General features: G+C 40.4%; 22 protein-coding genes. 21 read left to right on the top strand and 1 reads right to left on the bottom strand.

Features of this window, described 5'->3' with window-relative positions:
• Positions 1 to 32: 32 nt before the first annotated feature.
• From yidD to glmU, 18 genes are all read left to right on the top strand, one after another.
• Positions 33 to 308, top strand: a complete 276-nt coding sequence (gene yidD / locus CWC17_RS05475; RefSeq protein ID WP_138612309.1) for a membrane protein insertion efficiency factor YidD — start codon at positions 33 to 35, stop codon at positions 306 to 308.
• An 8-nt stretch (positions 309 to 316) separates the two neighbouring features.
• The gene (gene yidC, locus CWC17_RS05480; RefSeq protein WP_138612310.1) at positions 317 to 1951 is read left to right on the top strand and encodes a membrane protein insertase YidC; all 1635 of its coding nucleotides are present in this window, start codon (positions 317 to 319) and stop codon (positions 1949 to 1951) included.
• Between the two features lie 166 nt (positions 1952 to 2117).
• A complete protein-coding gene (gene mnmE / locus CWC17_RS05485) occupies positions 2118 to 3482 on the top strand; it encodes a tRNA uridine-5-carboxymethylaminomethyl(34) synthesis GTPase MnmE (protein ID WP_138612311.1) in 1365 nt (454 codons plus the stop codon).
• 905 nt (positions 3483 to 4387) lie between these two features.
• Positions 4388 to 4837 carry an FMN-binding protein MioC gene (gene mioC / locus CWC17_RS05490; RefSeq protein ID WP_055016211.1) on the top strand — a complete coding sequence of 150 codons (450 nt, stop codon included), beginning with the start codon at positions 4388 to 4390 and terminating at the stop codon, positions 4835 to 4837.
• A gap of 426 nt (positions 4838 to 5263) precedes the next feature.
• A complete protein-coding gene (gene mnmG / locus CWC17_RS05495) occupies positions 5264 to 7153 on the top strand; it encodes a tRNA uridine-5-carboxymethylaminomethyl(34) synthesis enzyme MnmG (protein ID WP_138612312.1) in 1890 nt (629 codons plus the stop codon).
• Positions 7154 to 7168: 15 nt separating this feature from the next.
• Complete coding sequence (gene rsmG, locus CWC17_RS05500; protein WP_138612313.1) at positions 7169 to 7789, top strand: 16S rRNA (guanine(527)-N(7))-methyltransferase RsmG; 621 nt, start codon at positions 7169 to 7171, stop codon at positions 7787 to 7789.
• 14 nt (positions 7790 to 7803) lie between these two features.
• Positions 7804 to 8589, top strand: a complete 786-nt coding sequence (locus CWC17_RS05505) for a ParA family protein (protein WP_004588067.1) — start codon at positions 7804 to 7806, stop codon at positions 8587 to 8589.
• Between the two features lie 20 nt (positions 8590 to 8609).
• On the top strand, positions 8610 to 9536 hold the full coding sequence (locus tag CWC17_RS05510; protein WP_055016214.1) for a ParB/RepB/Spo0J family partition protein: 927 nt from the start codon (positions 8610 to 8612) through the stop codon (positions 9534 to 9536).
• Between the two features lie 142 nt (positions 9537 to 9678).
• Positions 9679 to 10059 (top strand): ATP synthase subunit I, encoded by a 381-nt coding sequence (locus CWC17_RS05515; RefSeq protein ID WP_055016215.1) that lies wholly within the window; start codon positions 9679 to 9681, stop codon positions 10057 to 10059.
• A 14-nt stretch (positions 10060 to 10073) separates the two neighbouring features.
• Positions 10074 to 10931 carry a F0F1 ATP synthase subunit A gene (atpB, locus tag CWC17_RS05520; protein WP_055016216.1) on the top strand — a complete coding sequence of 286 codons (858 nt, stop codon included), beginning with the start codon at positions 10074 to 10076 and terminating at the stop codon, positions 10929 to 10931.
• Between the two features lie 51 nt (positions 10932 to 10982).
• Complete coding sequence (gene atpE, locus CWC17_RS05525) at positions 10983 to 11216, top strand: F0F1 ATP synthase subunit C (RefSeq protein ID WP_004588071.1); 234 nt, start codon at positions 10983 to 10985, stop codon at positions 11214 to 11216.
• Between the two features lie 42 nt (positions 11217 to 11258).
• Complete coding sequence (atpF, locus tag CWC17_RS05530) at positions 11259 to 11729, top strand: F0F1 ATP synthase subunit B (RefSeq protein WP_004588072.1); 471 nt, start codon at positions 11259 to 11261, stop codon at positions 11727 to 11729.
• A gap of 16 nt (positions 11730 to 11745) precedes the next feature.
• The gene (gene atpH, locus CWC17_RS05535; protein WP_055016217.1) at positions 11746 to 12279 is read left to right on the top strand and encodes a F0F1 ATP synthase subunit delta; all 534 of its coding nucleotides are present in this window, start codon (positions 11746 to 11748) and stop codon (positions 12277 to 12279) included.
• A gap of 14 nt (positions 12280 to 12293) precedes the next feature.
• Entirely contained in the window at positions 12294 to 13835 is a 1542-nt protein-coding gene (atpA, locus tag CWC17_RS05540; protein WP_055016218.1) for a F0F1 ATP synthase subunit alpha, read from the top strand.
• Positions 13836 to 13895: 60 nt separating this feature from the next.
• A complete protein-coding gene (gene atpG / locus CWC17_RS05545; protein ID WP_055016219.1) occupies positions 13896 to 14756 on the top strand; it encodes a F0F1 ATP synthase subunit gamma in 861 nt (286 codons plus the stop codon).
• Between the two features lie 33 nt (positions 14757 to 14789).
• A complete protein-coding gene (gene atpD, locus CWC17_RS05550; protein ID WP_004588076.1) occupies positions 14790 to 16175 on the top strand; it encodes a F0F1 ATP synthase subunit beta in 1386 nt (461 codons plus the stop codon).
• 13 nt (positions 16176 to 16188) lie between these two features.
• Positions 16189 to 16611 (top strand): F0F1 ATP synthase subunit epsilon, encoded by a 423-nt coding sequence (locus tag CWC17_RS05555; protein WP_055016221.1) that lies wholly within the window; start codon positions 16189 to 16191, stop codon positions 16609 to 16611.
• 248 nt (positions 16612 to 16859) lie between these two features.
• Positions 16860 to 18218 carry a bifunctional UDP-N-acetylglucosamine diphosphorylase/glucosamine-1-phosphate N-acetyltransferase GlmU gene (gene glmU, locus CWC17_RS05560; protein ID WP_138612314.1) on the top strand — a complete coding sequence of 453 codons (1359 nt, stop codon included), beginning with the start codon at positions 16860 to 16862 and terminating at the stop codon, positions 18216 to 18218.
• 28 nt (positions 18219 to 18246) lie between these two features.
• Here the strand turns inward: glmU and CWC17_RS05565 are convergent, their stop codons facing one another.
• Complete coding sequence (locus CWC17_RS05565; protein WP_138612315.1) at positions 18247 to 19089, bottom strand: LytR/AlgR family response regulator transcription factor; 843 nt, start codon at positions 19087 to 19089, stop codon at positions 18247 to 18249.
• Between the two features lie 141 nt (positions 19090 to 19230).
• Between CWC17_RS05565 and CWC17_RS05570 the strand changes: the two genes are divergently transcribed.
• The 3 genes from CWC17_RS05570 to CWC17_RS05575 all read left to right on the top strand — a co-directional run bounded on the left by CWC17_RS05570 (position 19231) and on the right by CWC17_RS05575 (position 22314).
• Positions 19231 to 20031, top strand: a complete 801-nt coding sequence (locus CWC17_RS05570; RefSeq protein ID WP_249935895.1) for an acyltransferase family protein — start codon at positions 19231 to 19233, stop codon at positions 20029 to 20031.
• Positions 20024 to 20434, top strand: a complete 411-nt coding sequence (locus CWC17_RS19550; protein ID WP_249935896.1) for a hypothetical protein — start codon at positions 20024 to 20026, stop codon at positions 20432 to 20434. The genes CWC17_RS05570 and CWC17_RS19550 overlap by 8 nt, the downstream gene beginning before the upstream one ends.
• Before the next feature lie 86 nt (positions 20435 to 20520).
• On the top strand, positions 20521 to 22314 hold the full coding sequence (locus CWC17_RS05575; RefSeq protein ID WP_138612316.1) for a choice-of-anchor I family protein: 1794 nt from the start codon (positions 20521 to 20523) through the stop codon (positions 22312 to 22314).
• Positions 22315 to 22586: the final 272 nt, after the last annotated feature.

Genomic DNA, 22586 nt, shown 5'->3' on the forward strand with positions numbered 1-22586 from the left:
ATTCACTAAATATACGCAGGGGCATAAACATCATGAGGTTACTTAAACCACTTGTTGCTATTCCAAAGCGTTGTTTAGTGTTATTTATCCGCGGTTATCAAATGTGGATAAGCCCACTACTAGGCCCGCATTGTCGTTTTAATCCAAGCTGCTCTCATTATGCGATTCAAGCAATTAATTTGCATGGATTTGTAAAAGGGAGTTGGTTAGCACTTAAACGCATATTAAAATGCCATCCTTTACATTCAGGCGGAGAAGACCCCGTACCTGAAAAATTAACCCATATTAACCACCAACACGAGAAATAAGAGCTGTTATGGAATCGCAACGCACGTTTTTATTAATCGGCCTAATGTTAGTGTCGTTTTTATTATTTCAAGAATGGAATAACGATTACAACGCACCTAAAGCCGATCCAAGTGCCACAACACAAACACAACAAGCAAATTCACCAGAATCGGATGACTTCATACCGTCATCGTCAGATTCAGGTTTACCTGCTTCAGCCACTTTAGCTAAACGTTCAGTTATTGAAATAACAACTGACGTATTTAAAGTAAAAATTGACACCAAAGGCGGTGACATTGTTGAAGCAGACTTACTCCAATACGAAGAAGTAAAAGGTGAAGAAACACCATTTATGCTTTTAGGTGAGTTTGATGGTAATCAATACTTTTCACAAAGTGGCTTAATTGGCTTAAATGGCCCAGATGCTTCAGCAAATGGTCGCCCTACTTATCAAGCAACGCAAAAAGCCTACATGCTAAGTGGTGATGAACTACGTGTACCACTTACTTATGTAGATAGTAACGGCGTAAGCTTTACTAAAACATATGTATTTAAAAAAGGTCAATACGATGTAGGCCTAGAGTACACAGTAAATAATGCTACAAGCGCACCAGTGCAAGTACAGCTATACACGCAAATTAAGCGTACTGTACAAGAAAAAGGCAGCTTAGTTGATCAAAACTATTTAGGTGCAGCTTACGGTACTGATGAAGAGTCGTACGAAAAATACAGTTTTTCAGATATGGCTGATAAAAACCTTAATAAAAATACCCAAGGCGGTTACGTTGCATTTATTCAGCATTACTTTGTAAGTGCGTGGGTACCTAAGCAAGACGAAACACATACGCTTTACAGCTTAATTACTAAAAGTAATGCCGCAATTATTGGTACAAAAGCAGCACCTGTAAATGTACAAGCCGGCAGTGAGCAAACACTCAGTGCGACCTACTACATGGGCCCTAAAGAGTCTGACTTATTAGAAGCGCTTCATCCAGATTTAGACTTAACTGTAGATTACGGTTGGTTATGGTTTATTTCGCAGCCTTTATTTGTACTTCTTAAATGGTTACACAGCATTTTAGGTAACTGGGGTGTTGCTATTATTGCCATCACAATTATCGTCAAAACGTTGATGTACCCGCTTACTAAAGCGCAATATACATCAATGGCTAAAATGCGTGCCCTTCAGCCTAAAATGGCTGCCCTTAAAGAAAAATATGGTGATGACCGTCAAAAGTTCGGCCAAGCTACTATGGAAATGTACCGCAAAGAAAAAGTTAACCCTATGGGTGGCTGTTTCCCTATTTTGCTACAAATGCCTATTTTCTTAGCGCTATTTTACGTATTCTTAGAATCGACAGAACTACGTCATGCTGAATTTGTACTTTGGCTAACTGACCTTTCAACAAAAGACCCATACTACGTGTTACCAATATTGTTTGGTGCAAGTATGTTTGTAACGCAAAAGCTACAACCAATGACGGTTACCGATCCAATGCAGCAAAAAATGATGACCTTTATGCCGGTTATCTTCTCTGTATTCTTTTTATGGTTCCCATCTGGTTTAGTACTTTACTGGTTAGTGTCTAACTTAATTTCTATTGTCCAGATGCTTATCATCTACCGTGGCATGGAAAAGAAAGGAATAAAAGTAAGAGGCTAATTGCCTATACCCAAGCCACATCAAGATGGTTTGGGTATATTACTTATATAAAGGCGACTTAGGTCGCCTTTTTTATTGCCTATTTTTTACCACAGCTATTCGCTACCAATAAATGCATAGGTTACAATAGCGCCATTAAAGTTACTCTCGTTGGCAAATAAATAGCATGATCAATCAAGACACAATTGCAGCACAAGCGACCGCTCCCGGGCGTGGTGGCGTAGGTATAATTCGGGTTTCTGGCAGCCTTGCTAAAAGCGTGGCCGAAAAAATAATAGGTAAAGTACCTAAGCTTCGCTATGCCGACTACGTGCCTTTTAGAAGTTTAAGTGGTGAGCAACTTGACCAAGGTATCGCTATTTATTTTGCAGGCCCAAACTCATTTACCGGTGAAGACGTACTTGAACTGCAAGGTCACGGCGGCCCCGTTGTACTGGACATGCTATTAAAAGAAATTAGCCAAATAGAAGGCGTTCGCTTAGCTAAACCTGGTGAGTTTTCTGAGCGCGCTTTTATGAACGACAAGCTTGATTTAACCCAAGCAGAGGCTATAAGCGATTTAATTAATGCAACCTCTGAGCAAGCTGCTAAAAGTGCCCTACAATCGCTACAAGGTGAGTTTTCTAAACATATAGAAACCCTAGTAGATAAAGTTATTCATTTACGTATGTATGTAGAGGCTGCCATCGACTTCCCTGACGAGGAAATTGACTTTTTATCCGATGGCAAAGTATCGGGTGATTTAGATGCCATTATCACCCAATTACACACCGTAACGAACCAAGCTAAGCAAGGCAGTATAATGCGCGAAGGTATGCGCGTAGTTATTGCTGGGCGCCCTAATGCAGGTAAATCAAGCCTACTTAATGCCCTAGCAGGACGCGAAGCCGCCATAGTAACCGAAATAGCCGGTACTACTCGCGACGTACTACGGGAGCACATTCATATTGATGGCATGCCACTGCATATTATCGATACCGCAGGCCTACGTGAAAGCCCAGACCGTGTAGAGCAAATAGGTATAGAGCGCGCATGGGATGAAATAAACCAAGCAGACCGCGTGTTATTTATGCTTGATGGTACCGACACCACCGACACCGACCCACACGCTATATGGCCTGAATTTATGGAAAAATTACCGCAAGGTATGGGTGTTACTGTTATCAGAAATAAAGCCGATTTATCGGGCGATGCAGTAGGTATGGATGAAAACCAACAATACCCTGTAATTAGTTTAAGCGCTAAAAATGCACAAGGTATTGAACTTGTACGCGACCACTTAAAAGCCTGTATTGGCTTTCAGGGCGCAACAGAGGGTGGATTTATGGCGCGCCGTCGCCATTTAGATGCACTCGAACATGCGGCCTATCACTTAGATACTGGTAAAACACAGTTAGAAATGCACGTAGCCGGCGAAATATTAGCTGAAGAGCTACGCCTAACGCAGCAGTACTTAAATGAAATAACCGGCGAATTTACCTCAGACGACCTACTAGGCAAAATATTTAGCTCGTTCTGTATTGGTAAATAACTCGCTAAATCAGCGTAAAATAACACTTACTTTAGGGCACATTTGTGCCCTTTTTTATACCCAGTATAGAAATTTAAAAAGCTAAAAAAGGGCTAAAGTTAAATAAAAACGCGCCTAATTTTAGCGTTTACAACTCACCTATTTAATCTCTCATAATACAAAAAAACACCAGGTAAAGCGTATAATTGGCGCTCTATATAGCTAAAAAAAAAGTGCTGATATGGCGCTAAACGCTAAGCTTGAGTAGATCATTTTAGCTAAAGTTAGTGAGTTCATTAGTAAAAGTAACCGCTACTATTAACGCCCACGCTCCCATTTTTTAATTGATCCACCAGCCAAACTCCTCGCCTAACATAAAAAATTAACGGAACTAATTAAAAATATTATCCACAATCGCCTACTTTATGGCTAATAAATCAAAAATAGCGGCGCATTTATACGCTTAAACAGTCACGATCCATATAAAAGCGTGGTTTATTACACTTAATTTCACTTTTTTAAGGCTGATCAACTTAAAGAGATCGTTTTTAAAAATATTTTTTTGATCGCTTTTTGAGTTATCAACAAGATTACTATCCACATTATGATCAACTACAGGCTAGCTATATAAATTCATGCGCTGGTGGACTCACGTATAATAAAAAATCAATAACTTAGCTATATTTAGATCGTCTAAAAGCAGTAGTTAAACAGAACTTTCCCCAACCTTATCAACAACTTGATCAGAAGATTACATTTAAATAGTTTTTGTTAACTCATTTAAATTCAATAGCTTATATATTGAATTTCAACAAAGAATAAAAACAACTCAAAAATAGTTATACAAAATTACAAAGGTTTTCTTTACTGCAAGCCTAACTCAGTTATCATAGCGGGCAAATAAGTAATGTGTGATCAGTTTAAATATGAGTTCTGTAAATATAATCGTGGGTAGTCAAATGGGATCTGCAGAATATGTAGCAGAACAACTATGTGATGAGTTAAATAACCAAGGTATAAGTGCTGAACTACATGATCAACCTAATTTATCTGATATTGATCAACACAATACAATATGGCTTATATGCACATCGACCTATGGCGCGGGCGATTACCCCGACAACCTTTTACCCTTTATTGAGCAGCTAAATCAGCAAAGTGACTTGTCAGCAATTAAATACTCAGTCATTGGCTTAGGTGATACTAGCTACGACACCTATAACCTTGCTGGGCGCAATATAAATAGTTTAATGGCCAGCAAAGGCGCAAAATGCATAGCGCCAAGGCTTGAATTAAATATTCTTGATGAGGCATTACCCGAAGATACCGCGCTTGAGTGGTTAGACTCGTGGATAGAGAAAACACAATTAAAGTAATGTGATCGGTTAAAATACATAAACAAAGTTACCCACAATTTACTAATAATTTAATAGATTTTGTGGATAACCGCTGATCAAACTGCATTTTTAAGCATGCTTATCCATGGGATAAGATCCAATCGATATTGGGCTGTGTATAAACCCTCTTTTTGATCAGAGCTTATTTGCCTGATGATCCGATCATATTAACACCTTTAGATCTGATCTAATTTTATGTTTTAAATGAATAAATAGAGCTTATCAACAGAAAACCCGATCACTAGTAGTAATAGTATTAAAAGATCTCTTTAAAAGATCCTTTATATTATAAGTGATCAGTGACTTAGATCTTGGCCACTGTTTAATCATTTATCTTCTGCTAATTTCTAGGTAGAATACGCTCCCTTTTGAAGTTTACTGGTTTGATTAAGTAGGATCCCATTAATGATTTTTCACGAAAAGTTTGACGTTATCGTAGTAGGTGGTGGACATGCAGGCACTGAAGCCTCATTGGCTGCTGCACGTATGGGGATGAATACCCTGCTGCTAACTCATAATATGGATACACTTGGTCAAATGTCTTGCAACCCTGCAATTGGTGGCATAGGCAAAGGCCATTTGGTTAAAGAAATTGATGCCCTTGGCGGTGCTATGGCACAAGCTATTGATAAAGGCGGTATTCAATTTCGTACCTTAAATTCTTCAAAAGGACCTGCTGTTCGTGCAACTCGAGCACAAGCTGATCGTGCTTTATACAAAGCAGCAATTCAAAACACCTTACAAAACCAAGAAAACCTAAAAATCTTTCAGCAATCGTGTGATGATCTTATTGTTGAAAATAACAAAGTTGTTGGTGTAGTAACCCAAATGGGATTACGTTTTAGCGCACCAAGCGTTGTATTAACTGTAGGTACTTTCCTTGGTGGACAAATACATATTGGTTTAGAGAATTTTAAAGGTGGACGTGCAGGCGATCCCCCTTCAATTGCACTTGCTGATCGTTTACGTGAATTACCGTTTAGAGTAGACCGTTTAAAAACCGGTACTCCACCACGTATTGATGCCCGTACAGTTGATTTTAGCAAGATGCAAGAACAACCTGGTGATGCACCTACACCGGTATTTTCGTTTATTGGTAAACAAAGCGATCACCCACAGCAAATACCGTGTTATATCACCTACACTAATGAAAAGACCCATGAGGTTATTCGTAACAATTTACATCGCTCGCCTATGTACTCTGGCGTAATTGAAGGCATTGGACCACGTTACTGCCCTTCAATAGAAGATAAAATTGTGCGCTTTGCTGATAAAGACAAACATCAAATATTTGTAGAGCCAGAAGGATTAACTTCTTATGAGCTTTACCCTAACGGTATTTCAACCAGCTTACCGTTTGATGTGCAGTTACAAATTGTGCAGTCGATAGATGGTTTTGAAAACGCACATATTTGTCGTCCTGGTTATGCTATTGAATACGACTTCTTTGACCCACGTGATTTAAAGCAGTCACTAGAAACTAAATTTATAGACGGATTATTCTTTGCAGGCCAAATAAATGGCACTACTGGTTACGAAGAAGCCGGTGCACAAGGTTTAATTGCCGGCATGAACGCCGCTTTACAAGTGCAAGGCAAAGACGCGTGGACTCCACGTCGTGATGAAGCCTATGTGGGCGTACTTATTGACGACTTAGCAACGCTTGGTACAAAAGAACCGTACCGCATGTTTACGAGCCGTGCAGAATACCGTTTATTACTGCGTGAAGATAACGCTGATATTCGCTTAACAGAAAAAGGCCGTGAACTTGGTTTAGTTAACGATGAGCGCTGGCAGGCATTTAATGAAAAAATGGAAGTGATCGAAAAAGAGAAACAGCGTATTAAAGAAACCTGGATCCATAAAGATCATGCTGTGGTTGATCAAGTAAACGCCTTATTAAAAACACCGCTTACTCGTGAAGCAAGTTTAGAGGATCTACTTCGCCGTCCAGAAATTCGTTACGACGATTTAATGGCTATTGATGGATTAGGATCTGAGTTTACAAACCAAGCTGCACTTGAACAAGTTGAGATCCACACTAAATACGCAGGTTACATTGCGCGCCAGCAAGATGAGATCAATAAACAACTTCGTCATGAAGAAACCATTTTGCCTAAAGAGTTCGATTACTCAACGGTATCGGGTTTATCAAACGAGGTTGTTGCTAAGTTAACAGATGCGCGTCCAGACACTATTGGCCAAGCTTCTCGTATTTCTGGTATCACCCCAGCGGCGATTTCGCTATTATTAGTGTATCTGAAGAAGCAAGGCTTATTACGCAAAACTGCGTAACGGTAAAGGTAAACTGTGTTACAGCAACAATTATCAACATTGTTAGCGCAAACTGATATTGCGCTAACCGAAAAACAACAACAGCAATTAGTTAAATACGTTGAGTTACTAAACAAATGGAACAAAGCGTATAATTTAACGTCTGTGCGCTTACCAGAAGAAATGATGATTAAGCACATTATGGACAGTTTAGTTGTTGCACCTCATTTACCCGGTCATCATTATATTGATGTAGGCACAGGTCCTGGCTTACCGGGTATTGTGTTAGCTATTGCACTACCTGATACGCAATTTGTGTTGCTTGATAGTTTAGGCAAGCGTGTTCGCTTTTTAATGCAAGTTAAACACGAGCTTGGGCTAAATAATGTCATCCCAGTGCAGTCAAGAGTTGAAGAATATCAACCAAGTGTTAAATTAGATGGCGTACTCAGTCGTGCGTTTGCTTCACTACAAGATATGGTTGATTGGTGTTCACACTTAATTGATCACTCAGGCAAATTTATTGCACTAAAAGGTGTGTTCCCTAGTGAAGAGCTAGAGTCGCTACCTGAGGGTGTAAAATTTGAAGAGAAAATCTCACTAGTAGTGCCTGAGCTTGATGCACAACGACATTTAATTATTCTTTCTAAAGACTAGGGATCAGAGACATAGTGGCAAAAGTCATCGCATTAGCAAATCAAAAAGGCGGCGTTGGTAAAACAACAACGGCTGTTAATCTCGCTGCATCTATGGCTGCAACGAAGCGTAAAGTGCTGTTAATAGATCTCGACCCCCAAGGCAACGCTACAATGGGTAGCGGTGTAGACAAGTATGGCGATGTTGCCACCATTTACGATTTACTCATTGAAGAAAAGCCAATGGATGAAGTGATAATCACTGAAACCTCGGGTGAGTATCATATGATAGCGGCCAACGGCGATGTGACCGCAGCCGAAGTAAAATTAATGGAATTGTTTGCACGCGAAGTTCGCCTTCGTAATGCGCTTGAAAAAATACAAGATAAATACGAATTTATTTTTATCGACTGCCCGCCTTCACTAAATATGTTAACAGTAAACGCCATGGCTGCTGCTGATTCTATTTTAGTACCAATGCAATGTGAATATTACGCGCTTGAAGGGTTAACCGCATTAATGGACACTATTACGCAACTTGCTAAGTTAGTTAACCCTAACTTACAAATCGAAGGCATTCTTCGTACTATGTACGATCCGCGTAATCGATTAGCAAATGACGTATCAGAACAATTAAAACAACATTTTGGCGATAAAGTATACCGCACCGTAATCCCACGTAATGTACGTCTTGCCGAGGCACCGAGTTTTGGTGCACCAGCAATGTACTACGACCGCGCATCAAGTGGTGCAAAAGCCTACTTAGCACTTGCGGGCGAAATGCTACGCAGAAAAGAAAAAACAGCGCCGGTAGTCGCCTAACTTTAAGGTAAAAAAATAACATGTCTGCTAAAAAACGAGGTTTAGGCCGAGGACTCGATGCCCTTTTAAGTTCATCAAAACCAGCGCCAAGCTCAAGCAAGGAACAAGACACAGTCAATGTGACTGAAACTGTACAAGCTGTTGCTCAGCCTATTACGAATGAATTGCAAAATCTGCCTATCGAGTTTTTGCATTCAGGAAAATACCAGCCTCGTAAAGATATGTCTGAAGAAGCGCTAGAGGAGCTAGCAAGCTCTATTCGCTCACAAGGCATTATTCAACCAATTGTTGTACGACCTGTTGCAGAAAATAGCTTTGAAATCATTGCTGGTGAGCGTCGTTGGCGTGCTGCGCAAATAGCAAAACTTGAAAGTGTACCTTGTATTGTAAAAGAAGTGCCAGATGAAGCTGCCGTTGCCATTGCGCTAATAGAAAACATTCAGCGTGAAGATTTAAACGCAATGGAAGAAGCGATTGCGTTAAACCGATTATTAAATGAATTTGAATTAACGCATCAGCAAGTTGCCGATGCAGTGGGTAAATCGCGCACTACCGTGACTAATTTACTACGATTAAACAATTTAAATAGCGATGTTAAAATTTTGTTAGAGCATGGCGACATAGAAATGGGTCACGCACGTTGTTTACTAGCACTTGAAGGTGAAGCGCAATCTGACGCTGCAAGATTAGCTGTTGCTAAAGCTCTGACTGTTCGCGAAACAGAAAAATTAGTACGCTCAATTTTAGAGCCGGTAGTCGCGAAAGAGGCACCTGAAAAAGACCCAGATGTTAAGCGTTTAGAGCAAAAATTAGCCGACAACTTAGGGGCTAAAGTAGAAATAAATTACAATGCGAAAGGTAAAGGTAAATTGGTTATTTCTTACACCAACTTAGATGAGCTTGATGGCATTTTAAATCGTATAAATCACAGCAATACCGACCATTAAAATTTTACATGTCCAATAAGAGACATTTGTAGCTATTTTGTGTTACAAAGCGTCTACTCAAGTTGCAAAACTGGTAGGATTAAGTATAATTTCGCCAGTTTTCACACCCTAACAATTAGAACGCCATAAAGGTTAACTAAACGTGACTAATAAGTTAGCAAGACCTTATAGGCTTGCCGCATTTAAATTAATTTGTCTTCAGGGTATCGTAGCACTTGTAGCTGCAGTAATTATTTTTGTTGGTTGGGGAGTTAACGCCAGTACATCAGCACTTGCTGGTAGCAGCGTTGCAATACTTCCTCACCTAGTATTTGCGCTTTATGCATTCAGATATATGGGTGCAAGCAAAGCAAATCAAGCGTATACCTCGTTAAAACGCGGTAACGGATTAAAATTTATGCTAACAATCGTATTGTTTGCACTGATACTCAAGTCAACCACGGTCGTTTTAGTGCCGTTTTTTTGTGTTTATGTATTGGTGCTCTTTAGTGGATTGTTCGCGCCCGTTTTTTTTAAACATTAACTTTGGGATATAACATGGCTGCAGAAGAAGTTACTATATCAAGCCATATCCAGCATCACTTAACAAACGCTAAGATGTGTATGACCGACTCAGGTCTTGCCTTCAACAAAGCGTGTGCAGACAGTGGTTTCTGGACATGGAATATAGATACCCTCGCATGGTCAATCGGACTAGGTCTAATATTTTTATGGATCTTCCGTAGCGCCGCAAAAAAAGCACACACAGGAGTACCTGGTAAATTTCAATGTTTTATTGAAATGATTGTTGAGTTCGTTGGTGACAACGTACGTGACACTTACCATGGTAAAAGCAAATTAATTGCTCCATTAGCCTTAACAATTTTTGTTTGGGTGTTCTTAATGAACTTAATGGATTTAATCCCAGTTGATTTCTTACCTGCATTTGCCGGTTTTGTTGGTGAGCAAGCCTTTGGCATGGACTCACACGACGTTTACATGAAAATTGTACCAACCACAGACATAAACTTAACCGCTGCATTAGCATTGGGTGTGTTTATTCTGATGATTGGTTACTCTATTAAAATTAAAGGGGTTGGTGGCTTTATTAAAGAGCTTACACTTCACCCGTTTAGCTCTAATAGCAAAGTAGCTATGATTTTCTTAATTCCTTGTAATCTATTACTAGAAACAATCGCTTTAGTGTCTAAGCCTTTCTCGTTAGCACTGCGTTTATTCGGTAACTTATACGCTGGTGAATTGATATTCATACTTATCGGCGCAGTTGGTTTAATGCAACTTCCGTTGCACTTTGTTTGGGCTGTATTCCATATCTTAGTAATCGTGTTACAAGCATTCGTATTTATGATGCTAACCATTGTTTACCTAAGCATGGCAAGCTCTGACAATCACTAATTTATACACTTTTTATATTTAACTTTAACAATTGAAACTTTGGAGAAAAAAATGGAACTAGTATTAGGTCTTAAGTACATCGCAGTTGCTTTACTTATCGGCTTCGGTGCAATCGGTACTGCTATCGGCTTCGGTAACATGGGTGGTAAATTCCTAGAAGCATGTGCGCGTCAGCCTGAACTTGCACCTTCATTACAAGTTAAGATGTTCATCCTAGCTGGTCTAATCGATGCGGTAGCAATGATCGGTGTTGGTATCGCAATGGTAATCCTGTTCGTACTTTAATTTTATTTTTTGAACAGCTTACTATTTTAAGGAGGAGCGGTCGTGAACATAACAGCCACTCTTATCGGTGAATTAATTGCGTTTACGGTGTTTGTACTATTTTGTATGAAATATGTATGGCCACCACTTAATGATGCAATTGAGTCTCGCCAGAAGAAAATTGAAGATGGTTTAGCTGCCTCTGATAGAGCCGAAAAAGACTTAGAACTTGCGCAACAAAAAGCTGCTGAGCAGCTTAAAGATGCAAAAGCTCAAGCGGCTGATATCATTGAACAAGCTAAAAAGCGTGCCGTGCTTATTGTTGACGAAGAAACTGTTCGTGGACAAGAAGAGCGTGAAAAAATTATTGCTCAAGGGCACTCTGAAATCGAATCAGAGCGTAACCGTGTAACAGAAGAGCTACGTAAGCAAGTAGCAACTCTGGCAGTGGTTGGCGCAGAAAGAATTTTAGAGCGTGAAATCAATCAAGCCGCACATAGTGACATCGTTGAAAAACTTGTCGCTGAGCTGTAATTAGGAGGGTATGAGCATGTCTGAATTGACTACTATCGCTCGCCCATACGCTAAAGCGGCTTTTGAACTTGCCGTTGAAAAAGGCACGATTGAAAGCTGGAATGACATGTTGTTTTTTGCAGGCGAAGTTGCCAGCAATGAACAAGCATCAGCCATTCTAGCTGGATTGCCTACTGCTACTGCACAAGCTGAGTTATTTATTAACTTATGTGCTGAGCAGCTCAACGAACAAGGTCAGAACCTAGTTAAGGTGATGGCTGAAAATGGACGTTTGATTGCACTGCCTGAGGTTGCTCAGTTATTCGCTGCGTTTAAAGCAGAGTATGACAAAGAAATCGATGTAGATGTGATTTCGGCAACCCCTCTTGCTGCAGAGCAGCAAGAGTCATTGGTAGCGACACTTGAAAAACGTTTCGCACGCAAAGTTAAGCTGAATTGTAGTGAAGACGCTGCAGTAGTTGGTGGCCTTATTATTAAGGCGGGTGACACTGTAATCGACGGCTCAGTACGCGGTAAATTAAACCGCTTAGCCACAACACTACAATCGTAATTGGGAAAAAGAGCATGCAACTTAATTCCACTGAAATTTCAGATCTGATCAAACAACGTATTGAGCAGTTCGAAGTTGTAAGTGAAGCTCGTAACGAAGGTACTATCGTATCTGTTACTGACGGTATCATCCGCATCCACGGTCTAGCTGACTGTATGCAAGGTGAGATGATTGAGCTTCCAGGCAACCGTTATGCTATCGCACTAAACCTTGAGCGTGACTCAATTGGTGCAGTAGTTATGGGTCCATACGCTGACCTTACTGAAGGCGTAAAAGTATACACAACTGGTCGTATCCTAGAAGTTCCTGTTGGTGCTGGCTTACTTGGTCGTGTTGTAAACACACTAGGTGCTCCTATCGACGGTAAAGGCGCTTTAGATAACGACGGTTTTGAACCTGTAGAAAAAATTGCACCAGGTGTAATCGAGCGTCAATCTGTAGATGAGCCAGTACAAACTGGTTACAAATCTATTGATGCGATGATTCCAGTTGGTCGTGGTCAGCGTGAGCTTGTAATCGGTGACCGCCAAACAGGTAAAACTGCACTAGCAATCGATGCAATCATCAACCAAAAGAACACAGGCGTTAAGTGTGTGTACGTAGCGGTTGGTCAAAAAGCATCTACTATTGCTAACGTAGTACGTAAATTAGAAGAGCACGGTGCACTTGCAAATACTATCGTAGTTGTAGCATCTGCTTCTGAGTCTGCGGCACTTCAGTACTTAGCACCGTTCTCGGGCTGTACTATGGGTGAATACTTCCGTGACCGTGGTGAAAACGCATTAATCGTATATGATGATTTATCTAAGCAAGCAGTTGCTTACCGTCAAATCTCATTACTACTTAAGCGTCCACCAGGTCGTGAAGCATACCCAGGTGACGTATTCTACCTTCACTCGCGTCTTTTAGAGCGTGCATCGCGTGTAAACGCTGATTACGTTGAAAAGTTCACTAATGGTGAAGTGAAAGGACAAACTGGTTCATTGACGGCATTGCCAATCATTGAAACTCAAGGCGGCGACGTTTCTGCGTTCGTACCGACAAACGTTATCTCTATCACCGATGGTCAGATCTTCTTAGAAACTGACTTATTCAACTCAGGTATCCGTCCGGCTGTAAATGCTGGTATCTCGGTATCGCGTGTTGGTGGTGCTGCACAAACTAAAATCGTTAAGAAACTAGGTGGCGGTATCCGTCTAGCCCTAGCTCAGTACCGTGAATTAGCTGCGTTCTCGCAGTTCGCGTCTGACCTTGATGATGCTACTCGTGCTCAACTTGAGCATGGTGAGCGTGTAACAGAGCTAATGAAGCAGAAACAGTACGCACCAATGTCTGTTGCTGAAATGTCTTTGTCGTTATTTGCAGCTGAGAAAGGTTACTTACAAGACATCGAAATCTCTAAGATTATGGATTTCGAAGCGGCTTTACTTTCTTATGCAAGTAGCACATACGCAGAGCTTGTGGCTCAAATCAATGAAACTGGTAACTACAACGCCGAGATCGAAGCGCAACTTAAAGAACTTCTTGAGAAGTTCAAGTCTACGCAAACTTGGTAATTTAGTTATTAATGGTGCGCTTTAGTTTACTAAAGCACACCTTGATTCGGAGAGAGAGTCATGGCCAGCGGAAAAGAGATTAAAAGCAAGATCGGGAGTATTAAAAATACTCAAAAGATCACTAGCGCAATGGAAATGGTTGCTGCGTCTAAAATGAAAAAGGCGCAAGAACGAGTGGCTTCAAGCCGTCCATACGCTGACAAATTACGCAAAGTAATTGGTCGTGTTGCTCAAGCAAATCTTGATTTTACTCACCCGTTCTTAGAAGAGCGTGAAGTAAAACGAGTTGGTTATATTGTTATCTCTACTGACCGTGGTCTATGTGGCGGCTTAAACTCAAACGAGTTTAAAAAAGTTGCATTAGACATTAAAGCGTGGAAAGAAAAAGGCGTAGACGCTGATTTTGCAACTTTAGGTAGCAAAGCGGCTAGCTTCTTTCAACGTTTTGGCGGTCAAGTGCTTGCTAAAAAAGCAGGCCTTGGAGATAAGCCTTCAGTACAAGACGTAATTGGTCCTGTAAAAATTATGCTAGATGCATTTTCTGAAGGTAAAATTGACCGTTTATTCCTGGTATATAACAACTTTGTTAATACCATGAAGCAAGAGCCAACAGTAGATCAGTTACTCCCTTTGCCAAAAGCTGAAGAAGAAGTATCTGCCCACACATGGGATTACTTATACGAGCCAGGCCCAGACGCTATATTAGAGTCTTTGCTTGTACGCTTTGTTGAGTCTCAAGTGTACCAAGGTGTGGTTGAGAACGCTGCCTCTGAACAGGCTGCCCGTATGGTTGCAATGAAAGCTGCAACAGATAATGCCGGCGACCTTATGGATGAGTTACAGCTTGTTTATAACAAGGCCCGCCAAGCAGCAATCACACAAGAAATTAGTGAGATTGTTTCTGGTTCAGCCGCAGTTTAATGCTTCAGGCAAAGATTAACGAGAGGAATAGACATGAGTTTAGGTAAGGTCGTCCAAATTATCGGTGCCGTTGTAGATATTGAGTTTTCTCAAGACAACGTGCCAGCCGTATATGACGCACTAAAAGTAACAGATGGCGATTTAGCTGGTTTGACTTTAGAAGTTCAACAACAGCTAGGTGGCGGTGTTGTTCGTACTATCGCACTAGGTACTACTGACGGTTTACGTCGTGGCGCAGCGGTAGAAAATACAGGTGAAGCGATTCAAGTTCCAGTTGGTAAAGCAACGCTTGGTCGTATCATGAACGTACTTGGTGAGCCAATTGATGAAGCTGGCCCAATCGGCGAAGAAGACCGTATGTCTATTCACCGTGCAGCGCCTTCATACGAAGAGCAATCAAGTTCAGTTGAGCTTTTAGAAACTGGTATCAAGGTAATCGACCTTGTATGTCCATTCGCTAAAGGTGGTAAAGTTGGTTTATTCGGTGGTGCCGGTGTAGGTAAAACCGTAAACATGATGGAACTTATCCGTAACATCGCAATCGAGCACAGCGGCTACTCAGTATTCGCAGGTGTTGGTGAGCGTACTCGTGAGGGTAACGATTTCTACCATGAGATGAACGATTCAAACGTACTTGATAAAGTATCGCTTGTATACGGTCAGATGAACGAGCCTCCAGGTAACCGTTTACGCGTAGCGTTAACAGGTCTTACTATGGCTGAAAAGTTCCGTGACGAAGGTCGCGACGTACTTTTCTTCGTAGATAACATCTACCGTTACACGCTTGCTGGTACAGAAGTATCTGCACTACTTGGTCGTATGCCATCAGCGGTAGGTTACCAGCCTACACTAGCTGAAGAAATGGGTGTGCTTCAAGAGCGTATCGCTTCAACGAAGACAGGTTCAATTACATCAATCCAAGCGGTATACGTACCTGCGGATGATTTAACGGATCCATCTCCAGCAACTACCTTTGCTCACTTAGATGCAACAGTAGTACTTTCACGTGATATCGCGTCACTTGGTATTTACCCAGCGGTAGACCCACTTGATTCATCTTCACGTCAACTTGACCCATTAGTAATTGGTCAAGAGCACTACGATACAGCACGTGGTGTTCAAACAGTTCTTCAGCGTTACAAAGAACTTAAAGACATCATTGCAATCTTAGGTATGGACGAGCTTTCTGACGAAGATAAGCAGCTTGTATCTCGTGCACGTAAAATCCAGCGTTTCCTATCTCAGCCGTTCTTCGTGGCAGAGGTATTTACAGGTGCGCCAGGTAAATACGTATCACTAAAAGACACAATTGCTGGCTTTAAAGGTATTCTAAGCGGTGAATTTGATGACCTTCCAGAACAAGCGTTCTACATGGTTGGCTCTATCGAAGAAGCTCAAGAAAAAGCTAAAAGCATGTAATTAGGAGGGTAGTATGGCAGCTATGACTGTACACCTTGACGTAGTAAGCGCAGAGCAGAGCTTGTTCTCTGGTCTAGTTGAATCGATTCAAGTATCTGGTAGTGAAGGTGAGCTAGGTGTTAATGCCGGTCACGCCCCACTACTAACTGCCCTTAAACCTGGTATGGTACGTTTAGTTAAGCAACATGGTGAAGAAGAACTGATCTATATTGCTGGCGGTACACTAGAAGTTCAACCGAACATAGTAACCGTACTTGCAGATACAGCTGTTCGTGGTGAAGACCTTGACGAACAAGCGGCAGAGCAAGCTAAACGTGACGCAGAAAGCCAAATGGCTAATGCATCAGCTGCTGAGTTTGATTATCAACAAGCAGCGATGCAATTAGCAGAAGCTATTGCACAACTTCGCGTAATTCAGCAATTACGTAAAAAGTAAGCCTATCCGGTTTTAAAAAGCCCACATTATGTGGGCTTTTTTGTGCCTGTAATTTGGCTTTACACTTATATCGGTTGGCAAAGCTGGTTACAATAAGTGTAATTATTATGAACAGTTTGTTTATCATAGATTCAGTCATTATTTTTTATTATATGACTGAGTATGTATACAGGGAGTGACATGCGTAATCTGACAAACTCACTTTCATTAACTCATCAATAAAACAACGGAAAAAGGAAATTGTTTTAATGGCTCTAACAACAGTAATTCTTGCTGCGGGTAAAGGTACTCGTATGCGTTCTGCTTTACCAAAAGTACTGCACAAAGTGGCAGGTAAACCTATGGTACAGCATGTTATAGATAATACAAAAGCACTGGGTGCAACCACCACTAATTTAGTTTACGGACACGGCGGCGAACTATTACAACAACAACTTGCCGATAACGATGTAAATTGGGTACTGCAAGCAGAACAACTTGGTACCGGCCATGCTGTTGCACAAGCAAACCCTCATATTAACGATGACGATACCGTATTAGTTTTATACGGCGATGTTCCGCTAACAAAGCAATCAACGCTTGAGCGCTTATTAGCTGCAACACCTAATAATGGTTTAGCGGTATTAACCGTTAATTTGGTTAACCCTAATGGCTACGGCCGTATGCTGCGTGAAAATGGCAAGCTTGTAGGTATTATTGAGCAAAAAGATGCAAGCCCTGAGCAGCTACTTATTAGCGAAGTAAACACCGGCATTATGGCGGTTAACGGCAAGCTTTTAAAAACATGGTTAGGCAATCTATCTAACAATAATGCACAAGGCGAGTACTACCTTACCGATATCGTTGCTATGGCGCACAGTGAAGGTGTCGAAATCACCTCAGCGCAGCCAGATCATGCAATGGAAGTTGAAGGCGCAAACAACCGCGTACAACTTGCAGGCCTTGAACGAGCTTATCAAGCGTGGCAAGCAGAAGAGCTAATGTTAAATGGTGCTACCCTCGCCGACCCTGCCCGCATTGATGTACGCGGCAATGTTAAAACAGGCGAAGACGTATTAATTGATATAAACGTTATTTTTGAAGGCAATGTAACCCTTGGCAATAACGTACAAATTGGCCCTAACTGTGTACTTAAAAACTGTACCATAGGCGATAACGTTGTAATAAAAGCGAATACCCTAATTGAAGATGCAAGCGTAGCGGCTAAATGTACGCTTGGGCCATATGCTCGCCTTCGCCCAGGTGCGGTAATGGAAGAAGACTCGCACATTGGTAACTTTGTAGAGATGAAAAAAACCCGCTTAGGTAAGGGTTCTAAAGCAAACCACTTAAGTTATTTAGGTGATGCTGAAATTGGCGAAAAAGTAAATATTGGCGCGGGCACTATTACCTGTAACTACGATGGGGTTAATAAAGCAAAAACCATTATTGGTGATAACGCCTTTATTGGTTCAAATTCATCACTTGTTGCTCCTGTAAATATTGGTGCAACAGCAACAATAGGTGCAGGCTCTGTGATCACCAGTACCGTTGAAGATGAGCAGCTTGCAATAGCACGCTCTAAACAGCGTAATTTAACCGGCTGGAAACGCCCAGTTAAAAAATAATAATGAAAGGCTACTTAGGTAGCCTTTTTTATTTCAGCTTTAGTTTAAATTGCTCTTTGTGGCGTCTAGATAGGTTAAGTACTTTACCTGTAGTTAGCTTTATTTCACTATCACCACTAGGTAGCGGTGTAATAGACTCTATTCTATCAAGGTTTACGCCATGGCTGCGGTGGACTCTACAAAAGCCTTTATCTTCTAATTGTTCACTTAGTGCTGTAAGGGTCGTTCTTAAAGGGTAAATAGACGTGCCAATATATAAGTTTACATAGTTACCTGATGATTCAAGCCAATCAACATCGTCTATTTTTACAATAAATTCTTTGCCACGCTTTTTTACGAGCAAACGGTTTAGAGTGGGTGTTGCTTGTTGCTCGCTTTCTTCTATAGAAGATGCCTCCCCTAATAACTGCTGTACAACATATTGATATACTTTTATTAGCGTAATAAAAAATACAAAGCTAATAGCGTCCTTTTGGTATTCGTATATTAATTCAAACCAACTCAGTCCAAAATTATAAGAGCGACCATAAGCTAAATATACAAGCTTGCGACTACCAACCATAATGGCAATATGTAACATGCTAAATATAACCGAAGCGCCAAAATACATAGCCAATGAAGCAGGTACTTTTTGCCAATTAAAAGGTGTGTTTTTCAAAAAACAAATTAAAGCCGGAAACATAAACAATGATCCTAGCGCGCTTGAATACTCCCATACAAATGGCTCCCAAATTAAAAATGTTAAATCACCAGCTCTTTTTGCCTCCATTATTTGGGTTGTAGCGTTTATTGTATTGTTTATCAAAATATATGCGCAAAGTAATGCAGAGGCATATAGGGTTTGAAAACGCTGAAAGTGTTGTAGGTTCATAATATGTGCTTATATTTATGCGGTGGGTTTATCCCTAAATACCACCTTTTATCACTATTGCTTGTAATATAAGCACTTATGAATAGTTTTTGCGAGTTGTTTAAGCCTTACTAGCACCAATACGCATACATTGGCTTAAGCATGAATAAACAATTACACCTCACAACTCATTTAAATAATCGTCATTACTTTCTTGATTGGCTAAGAGTAATTTCGTTTGCTGTACTTATTTTTTATCACATAGGTATGCTGTACAGCGAAAATTGGGGTTTTCACTTTAAAAGTACTTATACATCTCAATACGTAGAGTATTTTATGTTGATGTTTGCTCCTTGGAGAATGCTACTTATATGGTTTATATCTGGGGTAGCACTTCGATTTATGCTTGATAAGGTAAGAGGCGTTAAATCAAACTTCTTTTTTATTTTAAATCGCTCTATTTTTATATTACTCCCTTTGCTGGTGGGCTTATGGTTAATAGTTCCCTTTCAGCTGTATGCAGAAATGTCGCAACAAAGCGTTATAGACATATCGTATTGGCAGTTTTACTCCGCGTTTTTAGATATTAATAATGAAATGTTTGCTAATTACCAATCTGGAGTATGGCCGCACATAGATGTAAATCATTTATGGTATTTACGTTCTCTTTGGCAGTTTATGCTTATCATTTTTTTATTTTCACTATTCATGAAGCTTCCTATTTTTACGCCTTTGCTCAAGTTGGTTAAAATAAACCTACCCTTACTAGCAAGCTTATTAGTCATAGCAATGCTGCTTACTAATAACTATTTAAAAGAAGATGCAATTCGTGAAACTAACGGCTTTATATTTTTATTGATAGGGTATCTGTTAGCAAAGTACGCTTATTTTTGGGCGAGCTTAAAATACTATTTTTGCCCTGTTGTGTATATACATAGTAATGGCTTATCAAAACGTGTTTGATTTACCTAGCTATGTTTTTACTACTCTTTACAACATTCAAAGAGTATTGGGGGTGCTAACCATGCTTGCACTCGCACAGCATTTTTTAAACTTTAAAACTAGCTACTTAAAAATATTAAATAGCTGGGTATTCCCTTTTTATCTATTACATCAAAGTGTACTCATAATTCTATGTTTTGTTTTGCAGCCTTTAAAGCTTGGTTATTTTATTGAGCCACTCTTAGTTGTTATTGGTACATGGTGTGTTTGGGCGGTCATTACATTAGTAGTTACACGCATTGATATTTTAGGGCCTTTTATAGGTGTTAAAGCTAAAAATAGCTATTCCAAGCCTTTTAAATTATTAGGTTATACAGTAAGTCTTGTTCTTGTATGCCCCTTAGCATTAAAACTCGTTTTTTAAGTTAAAAAAGCTTTATTAAAAATGCCATAACTTTGTCATACCTGTGTGTTGTTATTTTTGCCAATACCACACTAAGGAAAATAACAATGTTAAAAAGGTCACTTATAGCACTTTCACTCATATCAATATTAACGGGTTGCTCACTAGATGGAGATGACGGCCAAGACGGCACGCAAGGTATTCAAGGAGAACAAGGTACAGCGGGTCAAAATGGTACTAACGGCACCAATGCAAATTCGGCGTTAAATATAAGTTTAATAGGCCGCGCTGTACTTAATGCCCAAAGCCCTGAAGGCGCGGCTGAAATAGTCGCATATCAAGCATCTAAAAAGTGGATTTACGCTATTAATAGCTCTGGTGATGAAGCTGTAGTGAACATTATACCCGCCGACACCTTTGATACTGCTGCACTCGTCCAAGATAACGAAGGAACAGTGAATGCAACTAACCTTACATCAACCATTACCCTTACTTTAAATGACAACACCCCAGGCGATGCCAACAGCATAGCAATAGATGAAAACAACCAAATGCTAGCTGTGGCTATGGCTGCTAAAAATGTGGGCGAAGCGGGTCAAATTGCATTTTACGATATAAGCGGCGATGCACCGGCATTCATAAAAAATGTACCAGCGGGCTTTTTACCAGACATGGTGACTTTTAACCACGACGGTACAAAAGTAGTTGTAGCTAATGAAGGTGAACCTAATAGCGATTACAGTATCGACCCAGAAGGCTCTGTAAGCATAATTAATATAGTAGAAGGTGTAGTAGCCGATACGGCAATTAATATTGGCTTTACTACTTACAATAGTCAGCAAGCTGAACTTGAGTCTGATGGATTTGTGTTTGCCAACCCCACAGGGCGAACAATTAATGGTAATGAAATAAATACAACAGTTGCTATGGACCTAGAGCCTGAGTACGTCAGCATTTCTAAAGATAACAAATATGCCTATATATCAATTCAAGAAAATAACGCACTAGCTATCGTTAATTTAGAAGATAACTCTCTTGAACTAAAAGGGTTAGGATTTAAAGACTGGTCAGATTTACAAATAGATGCATCAGATAAAGACGGCGGTGTTAATTTTAAATCGTACCCAGGGCTTTATGGTATGTATCAGCCAGATACAATTTCAATCTTTAGCTGGAAAGGCGCAAACTTTATAGTGTCGGCAAATGAAGGTGATGCACGTGAATATTTCTTTGATACAACAGACGAGGCAGATTGCATAGCAAAAGGTGGTCTAGATTACGATGAAGACGATGGTTGCCTTGCCTATATAGATGAAAGCCGTGTTGAAGATTTAACGCTTGCTGCTAACTTTGATTACTTAAATAACGACGATGACGATATAGGCCGCTTGAAGGTAAGCACTGTAAAAGGTGATACGAATGACGACGGTCAATACGAATCGCTTTATGCCTATGGTGCACGCTCATTTACTATTTGGGACAGTAATGGGCTGGTGGTATTTGACTCAGGTGATGATATAGGTCGTATTACCGCATCGGTTCATGGTGAAGCCTTTAATAACAATGAAGATGAAAACGAAGGTGACACACGCTCAGATGATAAAGGTGCAGAACCCGAAGCGCTAACAATAGGTACGATAGACGAACGCACTTTTGCCTTTATAGGTCTTGAGCGCATGGGCGGGATTATGGTTTACGATATTACCAACCCTTACGATGTGCAATTTGAAGATTACTTTTATAACCGTGGTGTAATAAAAGGGGCAGATATAACCGGCGACCTTGCACCCGAAGGGATGGTATTTGTACCGGCTGAACAAAGTGCGACAGGCGAGCCACTGCTTATAATCGGTAATGAGATCTCAGGTTCTATAGCTGTATGGCAAATTGCAGCAAATTAAAACCAACAAAGCAGTACAGCGATTACTAAATGTACTGCTTTTTCTAACGCGCAAATATTAGCTGTAAAATAGCGACTTAACATGCGCGTTTTTTAATCTAAAATCAGCCCGCAGGCCTTTATTTGTATGCGTTTCATACTAAATTAATTTATTTGTCAAAAAGCTGAAATAAAACATTGACCCTCGCTCGAATCTCCCTATAATGCGACCCCACTGAGACGGGAAACGCTGAAGCATAGCAAAGCACAACGGCTCAGAGAGTTAAGTAAAAC

The organism is Pseudoalteromonas sp. S3785 (genome assembly GCF_005887365.1).
In the GTDB taxonomy this organism is placed as follows: Bacteria; Pseudomonadota; Gammaproteobacteria; order Enterobacterales; family Alteromonadaceae; genus Pseudoalteromonas.

What these genes read in the sequence shown, in the direction of transcription:
- yidD (WP_138612309.1), top strand. Translation starts at nt 33, where the DNA reads ATGAGGTTACTTAAACCACTTGTTGCTATTCCAAAGCGTTGTTTAGTG.
- yidC (WP_138612310.1), top strand. Translation starts at nt 317, where the DNA reads ATGGAATCGCAACGCACGTTTTTATTAATCGGCCTAATGTTAGTGTCG.
- mnmE (WP_138612311.1), top strand. Translation starts at nt 2,118, where the DNA reads ATGATCAATCAAGACACAATTGCAGCACAAGCGACCGCTCCCGGGCGT.
- mioC (WP_055016211.1), top strand. Translation starts at nt 4,388, where the DNA reads ATGAGTTCTGTAAATATAATCGTGGGTAGTCAAATGGGATCTGCAGAA.
- mnmG (WP_138612312.1), top strand. Translation starts at nt 5,264, where the DNA reads ATGATTTTTCACGAAAAGTTTGACGTTATCGTAGTAGGTGGTGGACAT.
- CWC17_RS05510 (WP_055016214.1), top strand. Translation starts at nt 8,610, where the DNA reads ATGTCTGCTAAAAAACGAGGTTTAGGCCGAGGACTCGATGCCCTTTTA.
- atpB (WP_055016216.1), top strand. Translation starts at nt 10,074, where the DNA reads ATGGCTGCAGAAGAAGTTACTATATCAAGCCATATCCAGCATCACTTA.
- atpE (WP_004588071.1), top strand. Translation starts at nt 10,983, where the DNA reads ATGGAACTAGTATTAGGTCTTAAGTACATCGCAGTTGCTTTACTTATC.
- atpH (WP_055016217.1), top strand. Translation starts at nt 11,746, where the DNA reads ATGTCTGAATTGACTACTATCGCTCGCCCATACGCTAAAGCGGCTTTT.
- atpA (WP_055016218.1), top strand. Translation starts at nt 12,294, where the DNA reads ATGCAACTTAATTCCACTGAAATTTCAGATCTGATCAAACAACGTATT.
- atpG (WP_055016219.1), top strand. Translation starts at nt 13,896, where the DNA reads ATGGCCAGCGGAAAAGAGATTAAAAGCAAGATCGGGAGTATTAAAAAT.
- atpD (WP_004588076.1), top strand. Translation starts at nt 14,790, where the DNA reads ATGAGTTTAGGTAAGGTCGTCCAAATTATCGGTGCCGTTGTAGATATT.
- CWC17_RS05555 (WP_055016221.1), top strand. Translation starts at nt 16,189, where the DNA reads ATGGCAGCTATGACTGTACACCTTGACGTAGTAAGCGCAGAGCAGAGC.
- glmU (WP_138612314.1), top strand. Translation starts at nt 16,860, where the DNA reads ATGGCTCTAACAACAGTAATTCTTGCTGCGGGTAAAGGTACTCGTATG.
- CWC17_RS05565 (WP_138612315.1), bottom strand. Translation starts at nt 19,089, where the DNA reads ATGAACCTACAACACTTTCAGCGTTTTCAAACCCTATATGCCTCTGCA.
- CWC17_RS05570 (WP_249935895.1), top strand. Translation starts at nt 19,231, where the DNA reads ATGAATAAACAATTACACCTCACAACTCATTTAAATAATCGTCATTAC.
- CWC17_RS05575 (WP_138612316.1), top strand. Translation starts at nt 20,521, where the DNA reads ATGTTAAAAAGGTCACTTATAGCACTTTCACTCATATCAATATTAACG.